Genomic DNA, 21274 nt, shown 5'->3' with positions numbered 1-21274 from the left:
TCCTAGGGAGCACCCGGTGTCACCAGGCCGGTCTCGTACGCGCAGATCACCGCCTGTACGCGGTCCCTCAGGCCCAGCTTGCTCAGGACGTTGCTGACGTGGGTCTTCACGGTGTGCTCGCTCACGAAGAGGGTCGTGGCGATCTCCGCGTTGGACAGCCCGCGGGCGAGCATCCGCAGGGTCTCGACCTCGCGGGCCGTGAGGACGTCGAGCCGGTCCGGGGTGACGGCGGCGGTGGCCTCCTCGTGGCGGCGGCGCACGATGTCGGCGACCAGGCGGCGGGTGACGGCGGGGGCCAGCAGGGAGTCGCCGGCGGCGACCACGCGGACGGCGTGCACCAGGTCGTCCCGGCGGACGTCCTTGAGGAGGAAGCCGCTGGCGCCCGCGTACAGGGCCTCGTACACGTACTCGTCCAGGTCGAACGTGGTCAGCATGACCACCTTGCAGCCGGACTGCGCGCACACCCGCCGGGCCGCCTCCAGGCCGTCCATGACGGGCATGCGGATGTCGAGGAGCAGCACGTCGGGTGCGTGCCGCCGCACCGCGTCGACCGCCTCGGCGCCGTCCCCGGCCTCGGCGACCACCTCGATGTCCGGCTGCGCCTCCAGGATCATGCTGAAGCCGCTGCGGACCAGCTCCTGGTCGTCGGCGACGACCACCCGGATGCTCACCCGACGGCCGCCTCCCGGTCGGCGGCGACCGGCAGCCGTACGACCACCCGGAACCCGCCGTCCGGGCCCGGACCGGCCTGTGCGCTGCCCCCGCAGGCGGCGGCCCGTTCCCGCAGCCCGATGAGCCCGTGCCCGCCCGGGGAGTGCGCCGGACCCCTGCCGTCGTCCGTCACCGTCAGTGTCAACCCGTCCTCGCCCCAGTGGAGTTCGACCTGTGCGCAGGAAGCGTACGCGTGCTTCACGGTGTTGGTCAGGGCTTCCTGCACGGCCCGGTAGGCGGCGACCTCGGTGTCCGGGGCGAGCGGGCGTGGTGCGCCGGTGACGCGCAGGTCGACGCGCAGGTCGGCCGAGGCGGCGACCTGACGGATCAGCGCGGGCAGTCCGGCGAGGTCGGGCTGGGGCAGCCGGGTCGCGCCGTTTCTGCGTTCCTCCTCCTTCAACACCCCGAGGATCCGGCGGAGTTGGGTCATCGCGTCCCGTCCGCTCGCCGCGATCGCGTCGAAGGCGGCCTCGGCGCGTGCCGGATCGCTGCGCACCACGACCGGACCGGCCTCGGCCTGGACGACCATCAGGCTCACCGCGTGGGCCAGGATGTCGTGCATGTCCCGGGCGATCCGGGCGCGTTCCTGCGCGATGGCCCGCGCGGTCTCCGCGGCCCGCTCCCGCTCCAGGCGCCGGGCCCGGTCCTCGACGGCGGCGGTGTAGGCGCGCTGGACCCGGGCGAGCACGCCGAGCCCGTAGGCGCAGATCGTGCCGGTCACGTGGAAGGCGTACTCGAAGGGCTGGGAGTGCTCCTTGAGCGCCATGGTCAGCACGGATCCGAGCAGCCAGCCCACGAGCATGGTGCGCCGCTGCCCGGTCCGGCCCCGGGCGGCCATCGTGTAGAGGACGACGAAACCGCCGTAGAGCACGTCCGGCGGGGGCGCGTGGTAGACGGCCATCGCCGGGGTGGCCACCGACACCGCCCAGGCGGAGGTGTAGGGGAAGCGGCGCCGCCAGATCAGGGGCACCGCCGTGGCGGCGGCGAGCAGCCAGCCCTGCCAGGTGAGACGGTCGTCGCCCTCGTCGGGGAACAGCCACTGCAGGGAGGCGGCGAACAGCACGAGCGCGGCGAGCGCGGTGTCGACGACGTACGGGTTGGTCGTCCTCAGACGGGTGACGACGGGCCCGATCCACGAGGTCCGGGGGAGAGCGGACATGGGCGGCTCCTCAGCGGGGGACCGTCCCAGTATCACGATGGCCCGGCGGCCGCGTCCTCACCGGTGCGAGGGATATCCACCGCCGGGCGAGGCCTACGAGCCGCTCGTCTCCGGCTGCCATCCCAGCGCCCGCGAGATGCCGCGCGCCGCGAGCCGCACGGCCGGGATCAGCGCCGGCACCTGGGCGCTCTCCTGCGGCACGACGACCGAGACGGCCGCCACCAGCTGACCGTCCGGACCGCGGACGGGCGCCGCCACCGACAGGGCGTCGTCGGTGACCTGACGGTCGCTCACCGCCACACCGGAGCGCCGCACCTCGGCCAGCACCCGGCGCAGCCGGCCCGGTTCGGTGATCGTGTACGGCGTGAAGGCGGCGAGTGGTCCCGCGCAGTACCGCTCCTGGAGCTCGGGGTCGCCGTAGGCCAGCAGGGCCAGTCCGACGCCGGTGACGTGCAGGGGCCAGCGGGCGCCGACGCGGATGTGCACGCCGACCGAGGAGTGCCCGGCGATCCACTCGATGTAGACCACTTCGGAGCCGTCGCGCACCGCCAACTGCACGTTCTCGTGGGTGGCTTCGTACAGGTCCTCCAGGTACGGCAGCGCCGCCTGGCGCAGCGCGAGTCCGCGCGGGGCCAGGGCCGCGACCTCCCACAGGCGCAGCCCCACGTGGTAGACGCCGGACTCGTCCCGCTCCAGGGCGCCCCAGTCGGTGAGCGCGCCGACCAGGCGGTGGGTGGTGGTCAGCGAGAGACCGGCCCGGCGGCTGATGTCGGTGAGGCACAGCGCGGGGTGGTCGTGGTCGAACGCCCCGAGGACCGACAGCAGCCGGTCGGGCGCGGACCGGGCGCCGTCGGACCGCACGCCGCGCCGCGGCCCGGCACTCCTGCTCCGTACGGCCCGGGGCCGGTCGGCGTCGGTGGTCATCGGCAGGCCCTCACCCGAGTCCGGTCTCGGCGATTCTCTGGAGCAGCGAGTGGAGCACATCGCGTTCGGCGGAGTCGAGGGGCAGGAGCAGGTCGTTCGTGACGCGCAGCCCGGCCTCGTCGGTGTCGCGCAGGAAGGCGCGGCCGTCGGCGGTGAGCACGACGATGCGGCTGCGCCGGTCGTCGGGGGAGGGGCGGCGCTCGGCGAACCCCAGCTTCTCCAGGTCGTCGACCAGTCCGACGATGGCGCTGGGGTCGTAGCCGAGCCGGGTGCTCAGCTCGCGCTGGAGCGCGCCGTCGGAGCCGGCGAGGAAGCGCAGCACCGCGTAGTGGCGCAGCCGCAGCCCCGACTCCTGGAGGAACGTGTTGAACAGCTGACCCGAGCGCAGCCCGAGCCGGTACAGCAGATAGCCCGTGTCCGCGTGCAGCCCGCGCATCCACGGCTCGTCCGCGTCGATCGGGTTCGGGTTCGTGACGTGCTGGCGTGTGATGGCGGGCTCCCTGGGCTCGGTCCGCGGCGTCGGTGGGACACGGAGATTCCAGCATGACGCACCCGTAGGTCATCAACAACTATTGACGTCAACAATTATTGCTCTTAGCTTCGATCCCGTAGCCGCACCACACCCGCACCACCCCCGTACCGAACCCGTACCGAAGTCGCACCCTCAGCCGTACCCCCATGGGAAGGGACACCGTCGTGCCCAGCATCGATCTCTCCGGCAAGGTCGCCGTCGTCACCGGCAGCGGCCGGGGCCTCGGCCTCGCCTACGCGCAGGCCCTGGCCGCCCACGGCGCCTCCGTGGTCGTCAACGACATCGACGAGGCGGTGGCCGAGCAGGCCGTGAAGTCGATCACCGAGGCGGGCGGCACGGCCGTCGCCGAGGTCGTCCCGGTCGGTACCTCCGAGGCCGCCGACCGGCTCGTGGCCCGTGCCGTGGAGGAGTTCGGCCGGCTCGACATCCTCGTCACCAACGCGGGCATCCTGCGCGACAAGGTCCTGTGGAAGATGTCCGACGAGGACTTCGACGCGGTGATCACCACCCACCTCAAGGGCACCTTCACCTGCGCCCGCGCCGCCGCCGTCCGGATGCGCGAGCAGGGCGAGGGCGGCACCCTGATCCTGGTCGGCTCCCCGGCCGGGCAGCGCGGCAACTTCGGGCAGACGAACTACTCCGCCGCCAAGGCCGGCATCGCCGCCTTCGCCCGCACCTGGTCCATGGAGCTGGGCCGCGCGAACATCACCGTCAACGCGATCGTGCCGGTCGCCGCCACCGCGATGACCGAGACCATCCCCGCCTTCGCCCCCTACATCGAGGCCATGAGGAACGGCGAGCCGCTCCCGGCCTTCCTGCGCAAGGGCGAGGGCTTCGGCACCCCCGAGGACTGCGCCGCCCTCGTGCCCTTCCTGGCCTCCGAGGCCGCCCGGGGCATCACGGGCCAGGCGATCGGCATCGGCGGCGACAAGGTGGCACTCTGGTCCCATCCGCAGGAGATCCGCGCGGCCTACGCCGACGGCGGCTGGACCCCCGAGACCCTGGCCGACGTCTGGCACACCTCGGTCGGCGCCGAACCCGAGAGTGTCGGCGTCCCGGCCCCGAAGTTCCCGGAGGCCTGACCATGGCGAACCTCAACGTCGAGGAACTCGTCGCGATCGACGTGCACACCCACGCGGAGGTCTCCTCCCGGGGCCACTCCTCCCTGGACGACGATCTGCACGACGCCTCCTCCGCCTACTTCAAGGTGGAGGGCAAGCGGAAGCCGACGCTTCAGGAGACCGCCGCCTACTACCGCGAGCGGAAGATGGCCGCGGTGATCTTCACGGTCGACGCCGAGTCCGCCACCGGCACCCCGCCCGTCCCGAACGAGGAGGTCGCCGAGGCCGCGGCGGCCAACGCGGACGTGCTGATCCCCTTCGCCTCCATCGACCCCTTCCGCGGCAGGGCGGGCGTGAAGCAGGCCCGGCGCCTGGTCGAGGAGTACGGGGTGAAGGGCTTCAAGTTCCACCCCAGCATCCAGGGCTTCTTCCCCAACGACCGCTCGGTGGCCTACGAGCTCTACGAGGTGATCGAGGAGACGGGCACGATCGCCCTCTTCCACACCGGCCAGACGGGCATCGGCGCCGGCGTCCCCGGCGGGGGCGGGATCAGGCTGAAGTACTCCAACCCGCTCCATGTGGACGACGTGGCCGCCGACTTCCCGCACCTGAAGATCATCCTGGCGCACCCGTCCTTCCCCTGGCAGGACGAGGCCCTCGCCGTCGCCACCCACAAGCCGGGCGTGCACATCGACCTGTCCGGCTGGTCGCCGAAGTACTTCCCGCCGCAGCTGGTGCAGTACGCCAACACGCTGCTCAAGGACAAGGTCCTCTTCGGCTCCGACTTCCCCGTCCTCACCCCCGACCGCTGGCTCGCCGACTTCGAGAAGCTGTCGATCAAGGACGAGGTGAAGCCGAAGATCCTCAAGGAGAACGCCGCCCGCCTGCTCGGGCTGACGAAACCGTAAGGGGCCACAGATGCGCAACGAGGGACTGGGGTCGTGGCCCGCGCGCCGGGCCCGCAAGACACCGCACCGCACCGCCCTGATCCACGGCGACACGGCCGTCAGCTACGCGGAGCTGCACACCCGCACCACCCGCCTCGCCCACGCCCTGCGCGCCCGGGGCGTCCGGCGCGGCGACCGCATCGCCTACCTGGGACCCAACCACCCCTCCTTCCTCGAAACACTGTTCGCGGCGGGCATGCTCGGCGCGATCTTCGTACCGCAGAACACCCGCCTCGCCGGCCCCGAGATCGCCTACCAGCTCGCCGACTCCGGAGCGAAGGTCCTCGTCTACGGCCCCTCGCACACCGGGCTGGTCGCGGGACTGCCCGGCAGCACGGACGTCCGGACGTATCTGGAGGTCGGCGCCGAGTACGAGGCGGCGCTCGCCGAGGCGCCGGACGAGCCGATCGACGAGCCGGTCGCCGCCGACGACACCTGCCTGATCCTGTACACCTCGGGGACGACGGGCCGCCCCAAGGGCGCGATGCTCTCGCACGCCAACGCGACCTGGAACGCGGTCAACTTCCTCATCGACAAGGACCTGCACGCCGACGAGCGGGCCCTGGTCTCCGCGCCGCTGTTCCACATCGCCGGCCTGACCGTGCTGGCCCTGCCGGTGCTGCTCAAGGGCGGCACCTGCGTCCTGGTCGAGGCGTTCGACCCGGGCGACACCCTCGACCTGGTGTCCCGGCACCGGATCACCTACATGTTCGGGGTGCCGGCGATGTTCGAGCAGATCGCCCGCCATCCGCGCTGGCCGCAGGCGGACCTGTCCAGCCTGCGCATGCTCAGCTGCGGCGGCGCCCCGGTGCCGACCCCGCTCATCGAGGTGTACCAGGCGCGCGGTCTGACCTTCCTCCAGGGCTACGGCATGACCGAGGCGCTCGGTGTCTGCTTCCTCGACGGGGAGCGCTCCGTCAGCAAGGCGGGCTCGGCCGGAGTACCCCACTTCTTCACCGACGTACGGGTCCTGCGGCCCGACCTCACCCCGGTGGAGCCGGGCGAGAACGGCGAGGTGGTGGTGCGCGGCCCGGCCGTGATGTCCGGCTACTGGGGACTGCCGGAGGAGACGGCGGCGGCGTTCGCCGACGGCTGGTTCCGCACCGGCGACGCGGCCCGGGTCGACGAGGACGGCTACGTCTTCATCGTCGACCGCATCAAGGACATGATCATCTCGGGTGGGGAGAACATCTACCCCGCCGAGATCGAGGACCTCCTCCTCGCCCACCCGGACATCGTCGAGTGCGCGGTCATCGGCGTCCCGGACGACAAGTGGGGCGAGGTGCCGCGTGCCGTCGTCGTCCCGCGCGAGGGCGCCGCACTGGACTCCGACGAGGTGCTCGCCTCGCTGTCCGGACGCCTCGCCAAGTACAAGATCCCCAAGTCGGTGGTGATCGCGGACGAACTCCCGCGCACCGCCTCCGGAAAGCTCCTCAAGTCCCGGGTGCGCAAGCGCTACGGCAACAGTTAAGGAACCCCATGAGCCTCACCGTGAACGGCCTCGACGAACTGAAGAAGCTCGCCGGCGGCGACCTCGGCACCAGCGAGTGGATCGAGGTGACCCAGGAGCGGATCAACACCTTCGCCGACGCCACCGGCGACCACCAGTGGATCCATGTGGACCCCGAGCGCGCGGCCGAGGGCCCGTTCGGCGCCCCCATCGCCCACGGCTATCTCACGCTGTCGTTGTTCATCCCGCTGTTCACCGAACTGCTCGACGTCCAGGGCGTCACCACGAAGGTCAACTACGGCCTGAACAAGGTGCGTTTCCCCGCCCCGGTGAAGGTCGGCTCGCGCATCCGGCTGGTCGCGCGGCTGGCCGAGGTCGAGGACGTGCCCGGCGGGGTGCAGATCGCCGTCGACGGCAGCATCGAGATCGAGGGCGGGGCCAAGCCGGCGGCGGTGCTGCAGAGCCTGTCGCGGTTCTACGCCTGAGCACCGGGGCAGGACGGCGGCCGAGACGGCTCCGGCCGCCGGTCCGGTGGGGTGATCAGCCGGTCGCCTGCCGGTAGGAGTACACCGCCGTCGAGACCGCGCACACCCCCGGCGGGATCATCTCCACCCGCAGGGTGCCGTCGGTGACGTCGTAGTCGACGCCCTCCGTCTCGAACGTGCCCGTGCAGACGCTGCGTTGGGGCAGGGCGAACAGGCTCTTCACCCTGCCCGTGACCGGCCCGCCGTCCAGCTTCCGGTCCAGGTCGACCTGGAGGAGCGGCCGGATCTCGGGGAACAGCGTGCCCGTGGCGTCGTTCGAGGCGCACACCAGCCGGGCGTCCGTCACGAAGTCGCAGCCCTGGATGTCGCGGACGGGCTTGTCCAGGGTGATCTGCCAGGCCTCCTTCAGGTCACCGCCCGCCTGCGGGGTGGACGGGTCGAGCAGGGGAGCGGGGAAGACCTGGAGTCTTCTCATCTCCCCCCACTCGCCCGACACCAGCCACTGCGTGTCGGGCGAGAGGGTGGCGAAGGAGTTGTTGAGCTTCTCGCCCGGGTTGAGCCGGTGGACGTACTCGTGGCGCTTCCCGGCCGGTGTGGTCACCGCGAACATCTTCGACGTGGCCGTGTCCGGGCCCTGGTAGGCGTCGACGACGTACCCGCGGGCGATGTCCGGGTCACCGATGTGGTTCCAGCCCTTGATCCGCAGGTCCAGCGGGATGGAGGCGAGCCCGCGGTACAGCAGACCGCCGTCCGCGCGACTCGCCAGGCCCTGCCCGCCCCCGAGGGTGTCGGTGTACGCCGTACCGGTCTCGACCCACCGCGGGTCACCGGCGGCGGACGCCGTGCCCGCGCTCAGCGCGAGGGCGCCCAGTAAGCAAGCCGGAGCGAGGAGATGACGCTTCATCAGGCACCTGCCACGTCGACGAAGATGGGGTTGGAATAGAACCACGTATCGGCCCACGGGTCACCGTTCCCGGGCTCGTGGGGAATCGGCCCGTGCGGGTCGACGGAGGCGCCGAGGTAACCGGCCCCGTGCCGGTTGCCGTCGCTGCCGCGCAGCCGGACGTAGAAGGACTCGTCCCCGGCGGTCAGCGGGACACGCAGGGTGTAGGTGCCGGTGCGGCCCGAGACGTCCTTCGTCCGGACGACCTTGGTGTCCGGTGCCTTCCAGGTGTCCCGGTCGGTGACCGGGCCGCGCACCGTGCCCTGGATCACGTCCACGTGCGCCAACTCGGGCAGCACACCGTGCGGGTTGGGCCGGGAGGCGGTCGTGACCGTCACGTACAGCGTGATCCGCTCGCCCTTGCGGACCCGCAGCCGCCCGCCCAGCGTGACCCCGCGCCCGGCGTCGCAGTCCCGCTTCAGCCGCACGTCGAGGCCGTCCAGCAGATGCCCGTGGTCCAGCCAGACACGGCCCGCCCGCATGCCCTGCATGACCGCGCGGTAGCCGTAGCGGGTCACGCCGACGTGGGTGCGGCTGAACTCGCCGGGCCAGAAGTCGCTGCCGGGCTGCGGGGTGTCGGTGTTCACCGGGTCGGGCAGCTTGCCGGTGCTGTCGAAGTTCTGCCCGGCCGGCCAGTCGCCGTTCTTCCAGGTGTCGAAGACCGTGCGGTGGTTGTCGGAGTTGGTGGTGATCGAGAACAGGCTGCCTTCTGCCAGCATCGAGTCCCACAGTCCGCCGACCGTCGCGGTCGCCCAGTCGAAGCCGCCGTACGTCAGGTAGGCGTCGGCCGGATAGCCCGGCCACGACTGCGCCGACGGCTTGTTCTCGTACTCGCCGCGGATGGAGGTGGCACCGCGCCAGCCGGGGATCGCCGCGCCCTGGGCGCCGGGCGCGCCCTCCATGCCGATCATGATCTCGGGAGCGGCGTCCCGCCAGGCGCGCATCTCGTGCGGGGAGTCGATGCCGAGGCGCAGCGGGTGGTTGGCCAGGACGAGGACGTCGTCGACGTAACCCGAACGGCGCTGCTCGGCCAGCCACTTGATGGCCTTGACGGCGTGCGCCTCGTTGCGGGCGGTGTCCGCGTCGGCGGCACCGCCCTTGTCGTAGCCGAGCAGCTTGCCGTCGTAGGCCAGCTCGAACCGCGTCAGCAGGTCGACCTCGTGGGGGCCGGGCGCGGCGAAGACCGTGCAGTGCTCGGCGGCCGGGATGTACCACTCCAGGCCCTGGAAGATCAGCTGACGGGGGTTCGCGGCCCGCGCCTTGAGGATCTCCTGGTGCTCCAGCGCGGCACCGTAGCGGGCGTGTCCGAAGTTGGAGTGCTCGTTGAACACCATCCAGTCCAGGCCGTACCGGGCGGCGGCCCTGGCCTGCTGGGAGAACGTGTACTTGGCGTCGTGGCTGTACACGGAGTGGACGTGGTGGTCGCCGACGAGATAGGCGAGGCGCGGATCGTCGCCGCCGAACCCGCGCCCGGGGGCGGCGAGCGCGGGCGTGGCCGCCGACCCCAGGGCGAAGGCGGCGCCGAACAGGCCCGCGCGGCGCAGGAGTCCGCGTCTGGACATGCCCTGGGCGTCGAGGTCGTCGGGGGAGACGGACGGATCGGCCCAGGCGGGCAGCTGCTGCTTGGTCATGGTGGGCATCCTTGAGGCGTCGGTGGTCATGAACGAGGCGTCAGTGGGTCATGAACGACGTGACAGGCAGCGCCCGTTCGACGATCCGGACGTCGCCGAGCCGGCCGTGGAAGATCTGGTCGATCTTGTCGGCGTAGGTGTAGCCGCCCAGCAGCCACGGCAGTCCGACCGAGGTGATCCCGACCGCCGTGGCCTTCGGATTGCGGACCACCGGGCAGCCCTGGACGTACAGCGTGGTGTGCCGGCCGTCGTTGACCACGGCGAGGTGCCACCAGGTCTCGAGCGGCGTCTCCTGACCCCAGTTGGTGGCGATGCCCTGCTGGTTGAGCGGGCGCATGGCCCACTGCGGCTCGCGGTCGTTCGACAGGGAGAGGGTGGCGAGCGGCTCGTCGGGGTCGTCGCCGGTCTTGCCGGCGGCGCCACCGGTGCCCCGCCGACTGACCAGTCCCGCCCAGGCGTTGTGGTCCGGGTCCCAGTCGGCGGGCATCCGGTAGAACACCTCGATGGTGTAACCGTCCTTGAACACGGCCGAGTTGAGCGGCGCCTTGTCCACCGTCTGCAGATACGCGCCCTTCAGCGGCGACTTGAACCCCTGGAACTCCAGGCTGCCGTGGCCGGGCTGGTCGGGGTGGTGATCGCCGGACCAGCCGAGCGAACCGCCGCCGACCGACACCTGGGTCAGGTCGTTGCCGCGCCCGGACAGGTCACGGACGGTGCCGCTCACCGGCTGGTCGAAGCGCCAGTACGCGACCGTCCCCGGGATCAGCATCCGGGCGGCGGGGCGGGCCGGGCGCGCGGGCACCGGGTCGAAGCCGGAGAAGCGCGCGGCGAAGTCGATCTCCACGGAGAACCGGTCGGCGTCCCCGCTCAGCTCGATCTCCTGCCGCTCCAGCTCGTTGAGCCCCTTCGCGGCCCGGCCCAGGATCCACGGCGAGACCGTCTCCACGTCGATCACGCCACGGTCGAGGTCGAAGCGGTACAGACGGATCATGGCCGCCCCGCCGAAGTACCGGTTCTGGTAGTTCGTCAGGTGCAGATGGACGTCGTGGCCCGCCGCGTTCCTGCGCGTCGCGCGCCCGGCCGGCCAGTAGTGCCCGTTGAGGGTGAGGAAGATCTGGTCGTGGTCCTTGATCAGCTGGTCCCACAGCTGCTGCCCGTAGTCCGAGAGGGTGTCGTCCTCGACGACCAGCTCGTGCGTGGTCAGAATGACCGGGGTCTTCGGGTGGGCGGCCAGGACGTCCTTGGCCCAGGCGTAGCCCTTGTCCGACAGCCGCCAGTCCAGCGCGAGCACCATCCACTCCCGCCCGGCGGCCCGGAACAGGTGGAAGGTGTTGTAGCCGTCCGGGGAGCCCCCGCCGAAGGTCTTGCGCCCCTTGAACCGGTCGGGGCCGAAGGTGTTCAGGTAGGGCGTGGAGCCGCGCTGGTCGGTGGTCGACGACTTCACGTCGTGGTTGCCCGCCAGCACGCTGTAGCCGACGCCCCGCCGGTCCAGCAGCCGGAACGCCTCGCCGATCGCCGCGAACTCGGCCTCGGCGCCGTTCTGGGTCAGGTCCCCGAGATGGGAGAGGAAGACGATGTTCTCCTCCTTCCCGTGCTCCAGCAGATAGCGCAGGGACGCCTCGATGGGCGCCTTGTCGATGCTCGGCCCGTCGAAGAGGTACTGGGTGTCGGGCATGACGGCGAGCGTGAAGCGCCGGCTGTCCGGGTTCGGCCGCCGGCCGCCCGACACCGCCTCGGCGGTCGCCGGCAGTGCGAGCCCCGCGGTGGCGGCGGCGCCCAACAGGGCGGTGGCTCTCAGGAAGCTGCGCCGACCGGCACCGGCCTGCGCGGCCTCGGTCAGGTCGTCGTGGTCATGCGAAGTACACACGGGTGCTCCGTAACGAAGAACAGGGGAGAAGGAGGTGAAGGAGGGGAGGCGAGGCGAGGGGAGGAGAGGATCAGAGGGCGCGGAGAGTCCAGCTCCAGCGGTGGACGCCCGGGGAGACCAGATACGACGGTGAGGTGTCGGGTCCGCAGGACGCGGTGCCCAGACCTCGATGCGCCGCGTCGATGTGCACCACGCAGCCGGCCCGCGGCACGAGCTCGTCGTGGTGGGCGACGGCGGTCAGGTCGTCCGCCCGGAACCGGCTCACCCCGACCTGGCGGGGCTCGTCCAGGACGACGGTCAGACCGGTGGCGTCCGGAGCCGACAGCGTGAAGTGGCGTACGCCGTGTCGCCCACCGCTCTCCTGCGGGCGCAGGTAGGGGGTGAACAACGCGTCCACGGGCACGCGGTGATGGCCGACGGGGGCGCCGAAGGCGCGGTCCGGGTACGACTCCCAGGGCCCCTGCCCGTACCACTCCATCAGGTCGAGCCCGGCGATCGTCTCGAACACCGAGCCGACCCGGGCCACATCGGTGAGCGCGTCGGGCAGTTCGGCCGACTCCTCGACGTGGATGCCGCCCTCGACCGGGGTGAGGACCTGCGCATGCCGGACGACACCGGCCTCGGCGGCGTACTCCGCGTGCACGGTCACCCGGCCGTCCGCCAGTCGGCGCACGTCCGTGACCTTGCGCACCAGCGCGTCGAGCCCCCAGTCCCGCCAGCGCGGCGCCATGCCGCCGAGCTCGTCGTTGTCGGTGGGCGCCCGCCACAGCGAGAGGGCGGGAGCGGAGGTGAGCAGGGGGTGGACCAGGAGCCCGTCCGGGTCGACCTCGACGCGGCCCCGGGGCACCGGGAGGGGCGGCCGTGCGGGGGCCGCCGCCCGCAGCCGCACCTGCGGCAGACACACCACCGTGCCGCGCGGCGCCCACGGCTCGTCGCGGGCGGTCGTCACGCGCAGCGTCAGCCAGGCCTCGCCGCCGTCCTCGGGCAGCGCGAACGGCAGCGGGACGGCCGCCGTCTCACCCGGACACAGGTCGGGCAGCTCGGCCGGAGCGGTCAGCCGGCCGCCGTCGGCCAGGGACAGCTCCCACTCGCCGGACAGCCAGTCCAGGCCGCGGAAGTGCTGGTGGTTGCCGAGCACGATGCCCTCGTGCCGGAAGCACTCGATGCGCACCGGCGCCGCGATCTCCCGGTGCTCGTACATCACCGGCTTGGGCGTGCGGTCGGGGAACACCACGCCGTCGGCGATGAACGCCCCGTCGTGGATCGTCTCGCCGAAGTCGCCGCCGTAGGCCCAGCGGTGACCGGGCGCGGCGACACCGTTGTCATAGAGCCCGGCGCCCCCACGCCCGACCGGTCTTCCGTCGCTCACGCGTTGCAGGATTCCGTGGTCCCAGAACTCCCAGATGAACCCGCCCTGAAGTCCCGGGGTGGACTCGATGGCAGCCCAGTGGTCGGCCAGTGTGCCGTTGCTGTTGCCCATGGCGTGGGAGTACTCGCACCAGATCAGCGGCCTGGTCTGGCGCCCGGAGAGCGCGTGCTCCACGCACTCCTCCAGCGAGGCGTACATGGGGCAGGCGAGGTCGGAGGCGTCGTCCGTCGCCGCCCAGTCGAGCTTGGCCGCCCCCTCGTACTGCACCGGGCGCGTCGGGTCGTGGCGGCGCAGCCGGCCGGCCGCCGCGTCGTGGTTGGCGCCGTAGTCGGACTCGTTGCCCAGCGACCAGATGATCACGGACGGGTGGTTCTTGTCCCGCAGCGCCATCCGGGAGACCCGGTCCACGAAGGCGTTCAGATAGCGCGGGTCGTCGGCGATCTCGTGGGCGTGGTCGTGCGACTCGATGTTCGCCTCGTCGACCACGTAGAGCCCGAGCTCGTCGGCGAGGTCGTACACCGAGGGGTCGTTCGGGTAGTGGGAGGTGCGGATCGCGTTGAAGCCGAAGCGCTTGAGCAGCACCAGGTCCGCGCGGATGTCCTCGTCCGACACCGTCCGCCCGGTCAGCGGGTGGAAGTCGTGCCGGTTCACGCCCCGGACGAAGATCCGCTCGCCGTTGACCAGCAGGTCCCGCCCGACGACCTCGACGTCACGGAAGCCGACGCGGTGGCGGGAGGTGTCGGTGACCGTCCCGTCGGCGCGGTGCAGCCGGACGGTCAGGTCGTACAGCTCGGGTGTCTCGGCGTTCCAGGTGCGCACGTCGGGGACGGTGGCCGTGAGCCGCGCCTCGCCGAGGAAGTCGGAGACCCGCTCGTCCTCGGCGTTGACCCGGTCGAACCCGGTGTCCTGGGTGAGCAGCCGGCCGTCCAGCTCGCCGCTGACGTACCAGCCCTCGGGCAGCGCCCCGCCCGCGTCCCGCACCCGGCAGTCGACCCGCAGATCGCCGTACCGTCCCGCCCGCACGGTCACGTCCGCGAGATGCAGCGCCTCGGTCGCGTACAGCAGCACCGAGCGCGTGACGCCCCCGTGCCACCACTGGTCCTGGTCCTCGATGTGCGAGGCGTCCGACCACTTGACCACGGTCAGCCGTACGACGGCCCGCTCGCCGGCGCGGACCACTCCCGTCAGGTCGAACTCGGCCGCCAGGTGGGAGTCCTTGGAGACGCCGACGGGCCGCCCGTCGACGTGCACCAGCAGCACGCTCTCGGCGGCCCCGACCTGGAGCACGATCCGGCGTTCGGCCCACCCGGCGGGGACGTCCACCTCCCGCTCGTACACCCCCGTCGGATTGGCGGCGGGGGTGTGGGGCGGGTACTCGGGGAACGGCATCCGCACGTTGGTGTACCGCGGCAGGTCCCCGGTGTCCTGTGTCGTCCAGACACCGGGGACGTACGCCGAGGACCAGGAGCCGCCGACCGGCGCGTCCGGAGTGGGCAGCAACTGGAAGCGCCAGTCGCCGTCCAGGGGGAGTGCTCCGGGGCGCCGGTCGACGGCGTTCATGGGCAGCCGCCCCCAGGAGGTCACCTCGGGTGCCTCCCAGGGGCGCAGGGCGATCAGGGGATCGTCCGTCATCCGCGTACGGCCCCCTTGGCGAGGTCGCCGATGATCTGCTTGGCGCCGAGCGCGAACACGATGAGCAGCGGGACGAGGGCGAGCAGGGCGCCGGTCATCACGATGCCGTAGTCGGTGGTGCCGTGGGTGCCGTTGAGCTGGGACAGCGCGACCTGGAGGGTGACGTTGTCCGGGTTGGTGAGGGCGATCAGGGGCCAGGCGAAGTCGTTCCACTGGCCCATGAAGGTGAAGATGCCGAGGAAGGCGAGACCGGGGCGGACCACCGGCAGCGCCACGTGCCAGTACTGGCGCAGGAAGTTCGCGCCGTCGAGCTTGGAGGCGTCGAGCAGTTCGTCGTGGATGGCGCTCTTCATGTACTGGCGCATCCAGAAGATGCCGAAGGCGTTGGCCGCCGCCGGCACGATCAGCGCGGTCATCGAGCCGATCCAGCCGATCTTCGCCATGATCACGAACTGCGGGATGACCGACAGCTGAGCGGGCACCATGAAGATGACCATGAGCAGCCCGAACAGCGCGTTCTTGCCCGGGAACTCGAACTTGGCGAAGACGAAGGCCGCCAGCGAGTCGAAGAGCAGGACCAGGAAGGTCACCGCCGTCGCGACCAGCAGCGAGTTCCACATCGACCCGAAGAAGTCGATGGCGTCGAAGAGATTGCGGACGTTCTCCAGGAAGTGCGTCCCCGGCAGCAGCTTGGGCGGGTAGGCGAAGATCTCCGAGGAGCTGTGCGTCGACATGATCACGGCCCAGTAGAACGGGAAGGCCGAGATCAGGGTGCCGATGACCAGCGGGAGGTGCAGCGCGATCCCTCTGCGGCGGGATCCCTTGATGGAAGCCATGATGCGCGCCCTTCCTAGTCGCCGCGGCGCTGCACGAGGCGCCAGTTGATGATCGAGAAGAGGACGACGACGAGGAAGATGCCCCACGCCACCGCGGCTCCGTACCCGAAGTCGTTGTTGTCGAAGGTCTGCTGGAAGAAGTAGAGGACCATCGTCTGGCCCGAGTGGCCCGGACCGCCCGCGAACGTCGAGTCGTTGGAGGAGGTCTGGAGCAGCACCTGCGGTTCGGAGAAGCTCTGCAGGCCGGTGACCGTCGAGACGACGAGCACGAACAGCAGCGTGGGCCGCAGCAGCGGCAGCGTGATCCGGAAGAAGGTCTGGATCGGGCCGGCGCCGTCCACGCGCGACGCCTCGTAGAGCTCGCTCGGGATGGTCTGCAGTCCGGCGAGGAAGATGATGGCGTTGTAGCCGGTCCACTGCCAGGTCATCAGGGCCGCGATGGTGACCTTGATGCCCCACGGCGTGTTCAGCCACGCCACCTGGTCGATCCCCACCGCGTGCAGGACGGCGTTCACCATGCCGGCGTTGGTGGAGAAGATCGAGCCGAAGACGATCGCGATCGCGACGACCGAGGTGACGTTCGGCAGGAAGTACGCGACGCGGTACAGGCCCTTGAACCGGACCGCGGAGTTGAGCATCACGGCCGTGACCATCGCCAGGAAGATCATGGGGAAGGTGGCCAGCGCCCAGATGATGATCGTGTTGCCGATCGAGTTCCAGAAGTCGCTGTCGCTCAGCAGGTACTGGTACTGCGAGAGCCCGGCCCACTCCATCGTGCCGAGTCCGTCCCAGCGGTGGAAGGACAGGTAGAGCGAGAAGCCGACCGGGAACAGGCCGAAGCCGAGGAAGATCAGGTAGAAGGGGGAGATCGCGGCGTAGAGGTGCCAGTACTTGCGCCAGCCCTTTCTGGGCTGTGACGGGGAGGGCTGCGCCACGGCGGGCGGGGTCTGCTCGAGGACGGCCATCAGTAGCTCACCCCCAGGTGCTTCGCGATGCGACGGCACTTGCTCATGGCGTCACTCCAGGCCTTCTTGGGGTCCTTGCCGAGGACGCCGACGTTCTTGATCTCGTCCTTGAGGGGCTGCCCGAGCGCGATGTCGAACGGGCTGTTGTAGGCGACCACGATCTTCTGCGCGGCGGGACCGAAGATGTCGGTCGTGACCTGGCCGCCGAAGAAGGGGTCGGACTCCTGCATCTGCTTCAGGCCGTAGGAGGCGGGCGTGGAGGGGAAGAGACCCGCGTCCACGTAACCCTGCGCCTGGTTGGAGGCGTTGAGCATCCAGGTGATGATCTCGAAGGCCCGCTCGGGCTCCCGGCACGACTTGGTGATCGACAGGAACGAGCCGCCGCTGTTGGCGGGCCGGACCGGCATCTGCGCCACTCGCCACCTGCCCTTGGTCTTCGGCACGCCGTTCTTGATGTCGAAGGAGGCCCAGGAGGCGTTCAGCTGGCTCGGCAGCTTGCCGTCCTGGATGGCCGACAGCTGGTCCGGGGTGCCGCTGACCAGGTCGGAGACGATCTTGCGCCGCTTGGCCTCCACCGCGAGCGCCCAGGCCCGGCGCACATGTTCCCGGTCGCCGATGAAGTGGCGGTCCTTGTCGACGTACCGCTGGGCGCCCTGCTGCACGACGTTCTCGAAGACGGAGTTGACGTCGGTGAGGAGCATGGTCCCCGGGATCCGCTTCTTCAGCTGCTCACCCGCGGCGAAGAAGCTCTCCCAGGTGTTCAACTCCTTGGTCACGTCGGCCGGTTCGTACGGCAGTCCCGCCTTGCGGAAGATCTCGAACTGGTAGTAGTGGGCGACCGGTCCGCAGTCGATCGGGAAGCCGACCATGGTGCCGTCGTCGGCGATGCCCTGGTCCCACTTCCAGGACAGGTACTGGCTCCGGTACTTCTCCGCGCCCAGCGTCCGCAGATCGATGAACTGGTCCGCGTTCGGCAGGTAGGCGGCCATGTCCTCGCCCTTGAGCCCCGCGATGTCGGGGATGTGGGCCCGGCCGGTGATCGTGGTGATGAGCTTGGAGCGGTACTGGCCGCCGATCTGGATGGGCTGGAGGTCGACGGAGCTGTCGTACCGCGCCTTGGCGTTCTTGACGACGGTGTCGCTCAGACCACCGCTCCAGTACCACAGGACCATGTTCCGGCCGGTCGAGCCGGTCGGAACGGCACAGCCGGATGCCAGGCCGCCCAGGGCCGTGGCGGCCGTACCGGCCAGGCCCGCGCGGAGCAGGCCTCTTCGTGAGAGCCGCACAGCTCCCACCGCCTTTCGGATCTTTTCGGGACGTGCGTACGAGGGGCTTGTGGGGGGGGCTTGGAGGGGCTTGCTTGGGGGGCTTGCGATCAGTGCTGCCGTGCGGTGTCGGGTGGGGCGACGGGGGAGTGCGGTGTCGGTGGGGCGACGGGGGAGTGCTCGGCCGAGGGGGTGGGCGGCGCGAGGGGGGTGGGCCGGGCCGGTGGGGTGATCGGCGCGTGCTGGACCGGCGGACCGACGTCCGCCGGGATGCGGTCCGCCAGGAAGCCGTAGGTCCGCTTCAGGTCGGGGTCGGTGAGCGAGCGCCACCAGCGGTCGACGCCGTACCAGCCGGGGGCCGCCAGGGCGCCTCCGTGGTGCCGTACCGACAGTCCGGCGCACAGGACGGCGAACCGCAGCCGTTCCTCCAGTGGCCAGCCGCCGAGGGAGGCCGCGACGAAGCTCGCGCCGAAGACGTCACCGGCGCCCGTCGCGTCCAGGACGTCGACGGCCAGGGCCGGGACGTCCGCGTACTCGCCGGTCGTCTGGTCGACGGCGACCGCGCCGTCCCCGCCCCGCGTGACCACGGCGACCGGCACCAGCTCGGAGAGCGTGCCGAGCGCCGCGACCGCGCTGTCGGTGCGGGTGTAGGCCATCGCCTCGGTCTCGTTCGGGAGGAAGGCGTGGCACAGGGCGAGCTGGTCGAGGAGGTCGGTGGACCACCGCTGGGTGGGGTCCCAGCCGACGTCGGCGTAGATCTGCGTGCCGTTCGCGGCGGCCTTGGAGATCCAGGCGCGCGGCTCGGCCTCCAGGTGCACCAGGGCGGTGCGCGCCTCGGGCGGGTCGCCCATCAGCGTGTCCTGGGAGTACGGCGGTTCCTGGCCGTGGGTGACCAGGGCCCGGTCCGTGCCGTAGGCGAGGGAGACGGTGACGGGGGTGTGCCAGCCGTCCGCGACGCGCGAGAGCGAGAGGTCGACGCCTTCCTGGCCGGCCAGGATCTCCTGGCAGTGGGCGCCGTAGAAGTCGTCGCCGAAGACGGCGGCCAGGGAGGTCCTGAGGCCGAAGCGGGAGGTGGCGACCGCCAGGTTGGCGATGCCGCCGGGGCCGCTGCCCATGCCGTCCGTCCAGATCTCCTCGCCCGGTGTCGGCGGCCTTCCCAGACCCGTCAGGACGAGGTCGTAGAAGAGCAGCCCGGTCAGCAGCACCTCGGGCCGGTCGTCATCCACGCGAGCACCTCTCGTCAAAACTCGTCAATTTCGATGACCGGAATCGTGCGCCGATCGGCGACATTGGTCAATACCTAAGCAGAAGTGAGCATGGAAATGATTGAAGATGACGAGTAGTGTTCACGGCGTGCTGGCTGAACGACGACACCAACTCATCCTGCGGGCCTTGCGCTCGGGCGGCCCCGCGGCCGTGACCGACCTCTCCGAGCAGCTCGGTGTGAGCCCCGCCACCATTCGGCGTGACCTCGTCAAGCTGGAGGAGGAGGGGCTGCTCACCCGGGTCCACGGCGGCGCGGTCGTGGAGGAGGGCGACCAGCCCTTCGACGAGGTCGCCGAGGTCAGAGTGGCCGAGAAGGACGCCATAGCCGCCCGGGCCGCCGGGCTGGTCGCCGACGGCCAGTCCGTGCTGCTCGACATCGGCACCACCGCCTACCGCCTGGCCCGGCAGCTGCACGGCCGCCGCCTCACCGTGATCACCAGCAACCTGGTGGTCTACGAGGAACTCGCCGACGACGAGGGCATCGAACTGGTGCTGCTCGGCGGCATGGTCCGCCGCGAGTACCGCTCCCTGGTCGGCTTCCTCACCGAGGACAACCTGCGCCAGCTGCACGCCGACTGGCTCTTCCTCGGCACCAGTGGAGTGCGCCCCGGTGGGCAGGTGATGGACACGACGGTCGTCGAGGTGCCGGTGAAACGGGCCATGATCAAGGCGAGCGACAAGGTCGTCCTCCTCGCCGACCAGGCGAAGTTCCCGGGGACGGGCATGGCGAAGGTCTGCGGTCCCGAGGACCTGGACATGGTGGTGACGAACGCGCCGGTCGACGCGACGACCCGCTCCTCCCTGGAGGAGGCGGGCGTCGAGATGGTCCTGGCAGGAAAGGTTCAAGCGTGAAACTGACGATTCTTGGCGGCGGCGGCTTCCGGGTCCCGCTCGTGTACGGGGCGCTGCTGACGGATCGCGGCGAGGGCCGGGTGACCGAGGTCGTCCTGCACGACCTCGACGCCGGCCGCCTCTCCGCGGTCGGCCGGGTCCTCGCCGAGCAGGCGGCCACCGTCGCCGACGCCCCCACGGTGACGACCACGACCGACCTCGACGAGGCCCTGCGCGGCGCCGACTTCATCTTCTCGGCGATCCGCGTCGGCGGCCTTCAGGGCCGCGCCAACGACGAGAGGGTCGCCCTCGACCAGGGCGTGCTCGGCCAGGAGACGGTCGGCGCGGGCGGCATCGCCTACGGCCTGCGCACGGTCCCCGTGGCCGTGGACATCGCCCGGCGGGTGGCCCGGCTCGCTCCCGACGCCTGGGTCATCAACTTCACCAACCCGGCGGGCCTGGTCACCGAGGCCATGTCCCGCCACCTCGGCGACCGCGTCATCGGCATCTGCGACTCACCCGTCGGCCTCGGCCGCCGTATCGCCCGCGTACTCGGCGCCAACCCGAACGAGGCGTGGATCGACTACGTCGGCCTCAACCACCTCGGCTGGGTCCGCGGCCTGAAGATCGCGGGCCGGGACGAGCTGCCGCGGCTGCTCGCCGACCCCGATCTGCTCGGCTCCTTCGAGGAGGGCAAGCTCTTCGGCGTCGACTGGCTCCAGTCCCTGGGGGCGATCCCCAACGAGTACCTGCACTACTACTACTTCAACCGCGAGGCCGTCCGCGCCTACCAGCAGGCCGAGAAGACCCGCGGCGCCTTCCTCGCCGACCAGCAGGCCCGCTTCTACGAGGAGATGCGGCGCGCCGACGCCGCCGCCCTGACGGCCTGGGACCGCACCCGCGCCGAGCGCGAGGCCACCTACATGTCGGAGAACCGGGAGACCGCCGGCGCGGGCGAACGCGACGCCGACGACCTCTCCGGCGGCTACGAGAAGGTCGCCCTCGCCCTGATGCGGGCCATCGCCCGCGACGAGCGCACCACGCTGATCCTCAACGTCCGCAACCAGGGCACCCTCTCGGTGCTCGACACGGACGCCGTCATCGAGGTGCCCTGCCTGGTCGACGCCAACGGCGCGCACCCGGTCTCCGTCGCCCCGCTGCCCGACCACGCCACCGGCCTGGTCTGCTCGGTCAAGGCGGTCGAGCGGGAGGTGCTGGCCGCGGCCGAGTCCGGGGCCAGGGCGACGGCTGTGAAGGCCTTCGCGCTGCACCCGCTGGTGGACTCCGTGGGTGTGGCCCGCAGGCTGGTCGAGGGGTACACCTCGGTGCACCCGGGCCTGGCGTACCTTAAGTAGCGCTTCCGCCGGAAAGCGCTTTCCATCCTCCCTCCCACTGACGCT

18 protein-coding genes are annotated in these 21274 nt (G+C 71.0%); 6 read left to right on the top strand and 12 right to left on the bottom strand.

Annotated elements, in window-relative coordinates:
- Positions 1-2 precede the first annotated feature (2 nt).
- The 4 genes from K4B79_RS00555 to K4B79_RS00540 all read right to left on the bottom strand — a co-directional run bounded on the left by K4B79_RS00555 (position 3) and on the right by K4B79_RS00540 (position 3230).
- Positions 3-671: a response regulator gene (locus K4B79_RS00555; RefSeq protein ID WP_232024142.1), complete on the bottom strand. Its 669-nt coding sequence runs from the start codon at positions 669-671 to the stop codon at positions 3-5.
- The gene (locus tag K4B79_RS00550; protein ID WP_232024141.1) at positions 668-1870 is read right to left on the bottom strand and encodes a sensor histidine kinase; all 1203 of its coding nucleotides are present in this window, start codon (positions 1868-1870) and stop codon (positions 668-670) included. The genes K4B79_RS00555 and K4B79_RS00550 overlap by 4 nt, the downstream gene beginning before the upstream one ends.
- A 93-nt stretch (positions 1871-1963) precedes the next feature.
- Complete coding sequence (locus K4B79_RS00545; protein ID WP_232024140.1) at positions 1964-2794, bottom strand: IclR family transcriptional regulator; 831 nt, start codon at positions 2792-2794, stop codon at positions 1964-1966.
- 10 nt (positions 2795-2804) lie between these two features.
- Positions 2805-3230: a MarR family winged helix-turn-helix transcriptional regulator gene (locus tag K4B79_RS00540; protein ID WP_232024139.1), complete on the bottom strand. Its 426-nt coding sequence runs from the start codon at positions 3228-3230 to the stop codon at positions 2805-2807.
- Between the two features lie 260 nt (positions 3231-3490).
- Here K4B79_RS00540 and K4B79_RS00535 point away from each other — a divergent pair, with 260 nt between their 5' ends.
- Genes K4B79_RS00535 through K4B79_RS00520 form a run of 4 tightly spaced genes read left to right on the top strand, consistent with a single transcriptional unit; the run spans position 3491 to position 7269 of the window.
- Positions 3491-4408: an SDR family NAD(P)-dependent oxidoreductase gene (locus K4B79_RS00535; protein ID WP_308280345.1), complete on the top strand. Its 918-nt coding sequence runs from the start codon at positions 3491-3493 to the stop codon at positions 4406-4408.
- Between the two features lie 2 nt (positions 4409-4410).
- A complete protein-coding gene (locus K4B79_RS00530) occupies positions 4411-5295 on the top strand; it encodes an amidohydrolase family protein (protein ID WP_232024138.1) in 885 nt (294 codons plus the stop codon).
- 10 nt (positions 5296-5305) lie between these two features.
- Positions 5306-6805: an acyl-CoA synthetase gene (locus tag K4B79_RS00525; RefSeq protein ID WP_232024137.1), complete on the top strand. Its 1500-nt coding sequence runs from the start codon at positions 5306-5308 to the stop codon at positions 6803-6805.
- 8 nt (positions 6806-6813) lie between these two features.
- Positions 6814-7269, top strand: coding sequence for a MaoC family dehydratase (locus tag K4B79_RS00520; RefSeq protein ID WP_232024136.1), 456 nt, complete (start codon positions 6814-6816; stop codon positions 7267-7269).
- A gap of 55 nt (positions 7270-7324) precedes the next feature.
- On the opposite strand, the gene K4B79_RS00515 is transcribed toward K4B79_RS00520, so the two are convergent.
- The 8 genes from K4B79_RS00515 to K4B79_RS00480 all read right to left on the bottom strand — a co-directional run bounded on the left by K4B79_RS00515 (position 7325) and on the right by K4B79_RS00480 (position 19003).
- The gene (locus tag K4B79_RS00515; RefSeq protein ID WP_232024135.1) at positions 7325-8173 is read right to left on the bottom strand and encodes a hypothetical protein; all 849 of its coding nucleotides are present in this window, start codon (positions 8171-8173) and stop codon (positions 7325-7327) included.
- Complete coding sequence (locus K4B79_RS00510; protein WP_232024134.1) at positions 8173-9843, bottom strand: histidinol-phosphatase; 1671 nt, start codon at positions 9841-9843, stop codon at positions 8173-8175. The genes K4B79_RS00515 and K4B79_RS00510 overlap by 1 nt, the downstream gene beginning before the upstream one ends.
- A 40-nt stretch (positions 9844-9883) precedes the next feature.
- A complete protein-coding gene (locus tag K4B79_RS00505) occupies positions 9884-11710 on the bottom strand; it encodes a LamG-like jellyroll fold domain-containing protein (protein WP_232024133.1) in 1827 nt (608 codons plus the stop codon).
- A gap of 70 nt (positions 11711-11780) precedes the next feature.
- Complete coding sequence (locus K4B79_RS00500) at positions 11781-14711, bottom strand: glycoside hydrolase family 2 TIM barrel-domain containing protein (protein WP_232024132.1); 2931 nt, start codon at positions 14709-14711, stop codon at positions 11781-11783.
- A complete protein-coding gene (locus K4B79_RS00495; RefSeq protein WP_232024131.1) occupies positions 14708-15547 on the bottom strand; it encodes a carbohydrate ABC transporter permease in 840 nt (279 codons plus the stop codon). Before K4B79_RS00495 ends, K4B79_RS00500 begins: the two co-directional genes overlap by 4 nt.
- 14 nt (positions 15548-15561) lie before the next feature.
- Positions 15562-16512: a carbohydrate ABC transporter permease gene (locus tag K4B79_RS00490; protein ID WP_232024130.1), complete on the bottom strand. Its 951-nt coding sequence runs from the start codon at positions 16510-16512 to the stop codon at positions 15562-15564.
- Positions 16512-17798, bottom strand: coding sequence for an ABC transporter substrate-binding protein (locus K4B79_RS00485; protein ID WP_232024129.1), 1287 nt, complete (start codon positions 17796-17798; stop codon positions 16512-16514). Before K4B79_RS00485 ends, K4B79_RS00490 begins: the two co-directional genes overlap by 1 nt.
- A gap of 89 nt (positions 17799-17887) precedes the next feature.
- Positions 17888-19003: a carbohydrate kinase family protein gene (locus K4B79_RS00480; protein WP_232024128.1), complete on the bottom strand. Its 1116-nt coding sequence runs from the start codon at positions 19001-19003 to the stop codon at positions 17888-17890.
- Between the two features lie 127 nt (positions 19004-19130).
- On the opposite strand from K4B79_RS00480, the gene K4B79_RS00475 reads away from it, so the two are divergent.
- Both K4B79_RS00475 and K4B79_RS00470 read left to right on the top strand, forming a co-directional pair.
- Positions 19131-19895 (top strand): DeoR/GlpR family DNA-binding transcription regulator, encoded by a 765-nt coding sequence (locus tag K4B79_RS00475; RefSeq protein ID WP_232024127.1) that lies wholly within the window; start codon positions 19131-19133, stop codon positions 19893-19895.
- The gene (locus K4B79_RS00470; RefSeq protein WP_232024126.1) at positions 19892-21229 is read left to right on the top strand and encodes a 6-phospho-beta-glucosidase; all 1338 of its coding nucleotides are present in this window, start codon (positions 19892-19894) and stop codon (positions 21227-21229) included. The genes K4B79_RS00475 and K4B79_RS00470 overlap by 4 nt, the downstream gene beginning before the upstream one ends.
- Positions 21230-21274: the final 45 nt, after the last annotated feature.

The sequence above is a fragment of the Streptomyces lincolnensis genome (genome assembly GCF_021173675.1).
In the GTDB taxonomy this organism is placed as follows: Bacteria; Actinomycetota; Actinomycetes; order Streptomycetales; family Streptomycetaceae; genus Streptomyces; species Streptomyces lincolnensis_B.
The sequence above is the reverse complement of the archived record's forward strand: the minus strand, read 5'-3'. Positions and strand labels throughout refer to the sequence as shown.

Bases quoted from the DNA above. Each gene is read 5' to 3' on its own strand.
- K4B79_RS00525 (WP_232024137.1), top strand. From the start codon at position 5,306: ATGCGCAACGAGGGACTGGGGTCGTGGCCCGCGCGCCGGGCCCGCAAG.
- K4B79_RS00545 (WP_232024140.1), bottom strand. From the start codon at position 2,794: ATGACCACCGACGCCGACCGGCCCCGGGCCGTACGGAGCAGGAGTGCC.
- K4B79_RS00500 (WP_232024132.1), bottom strand. From the start codon at position 14,711: ATGACGGACGATCCCCTGATCGCCCTGCGCCCCTGGGAGGCACCCGAG.
- K4B79_RS00530 (WP_232024138.1), top strand. From the start codon at position 4,411: ATGGCGAACCTCAACGTCGAGGAACTCGTCGCGATCGACGTGCACACC.
- K4B79_RS00495 (WP_232024131.1), bottom strand. From the start codon at position 15,547: ATGGCTTCCATCAAGGGATCCCGCCGCAGAGGGATCGCGCTGCACCTC.
- K4B79_RS00540 (WP_232024139.1), bottom strand. From the start codon at position 3,230: ATGCGCGGGCTGCACGCGGACACGGGCTATCTGCTGTACCGGCTCGGG.
- K4B79_RS00515 (WP_232024135.1), bottom strand. From the start codon at position 8,173: ATGAAGCGTCATCTCCTCGCTCCGGCTTGCTTACTGGGCGCCCTCGCG.
- K4B79_RS00550 (WP_232024141.1), bottom strand. From the start codon at position 1,870: ATGTCCGCTCTCCCCCGGACCTCGTGGATCGGGCCCGTCGTCACCCGT.
- K4B79_RS00490 (WP_232024130.1), bottom strand. From the start codon at position 16,512: ATGGCCGTCCTCGAGCAGACCCCGCCCGCCGTGGCGCAGCCCTCCCCG.
- K4B79_RS00520 (WP_232024136.1), top strand. From the start codon at position 6,814: ATGAGCCTCACCGTGAACGGCCTCGACGAACTGAAGAAGCTCGCCGGC.
- K4B79_RS00510 (WP_232024134.1), bottom strand. From the start codon at position 9,843: ATGACCAAGCAGCAGCTGCCCGCCTGGGCCGATCCGTCCGTCTCCCCC.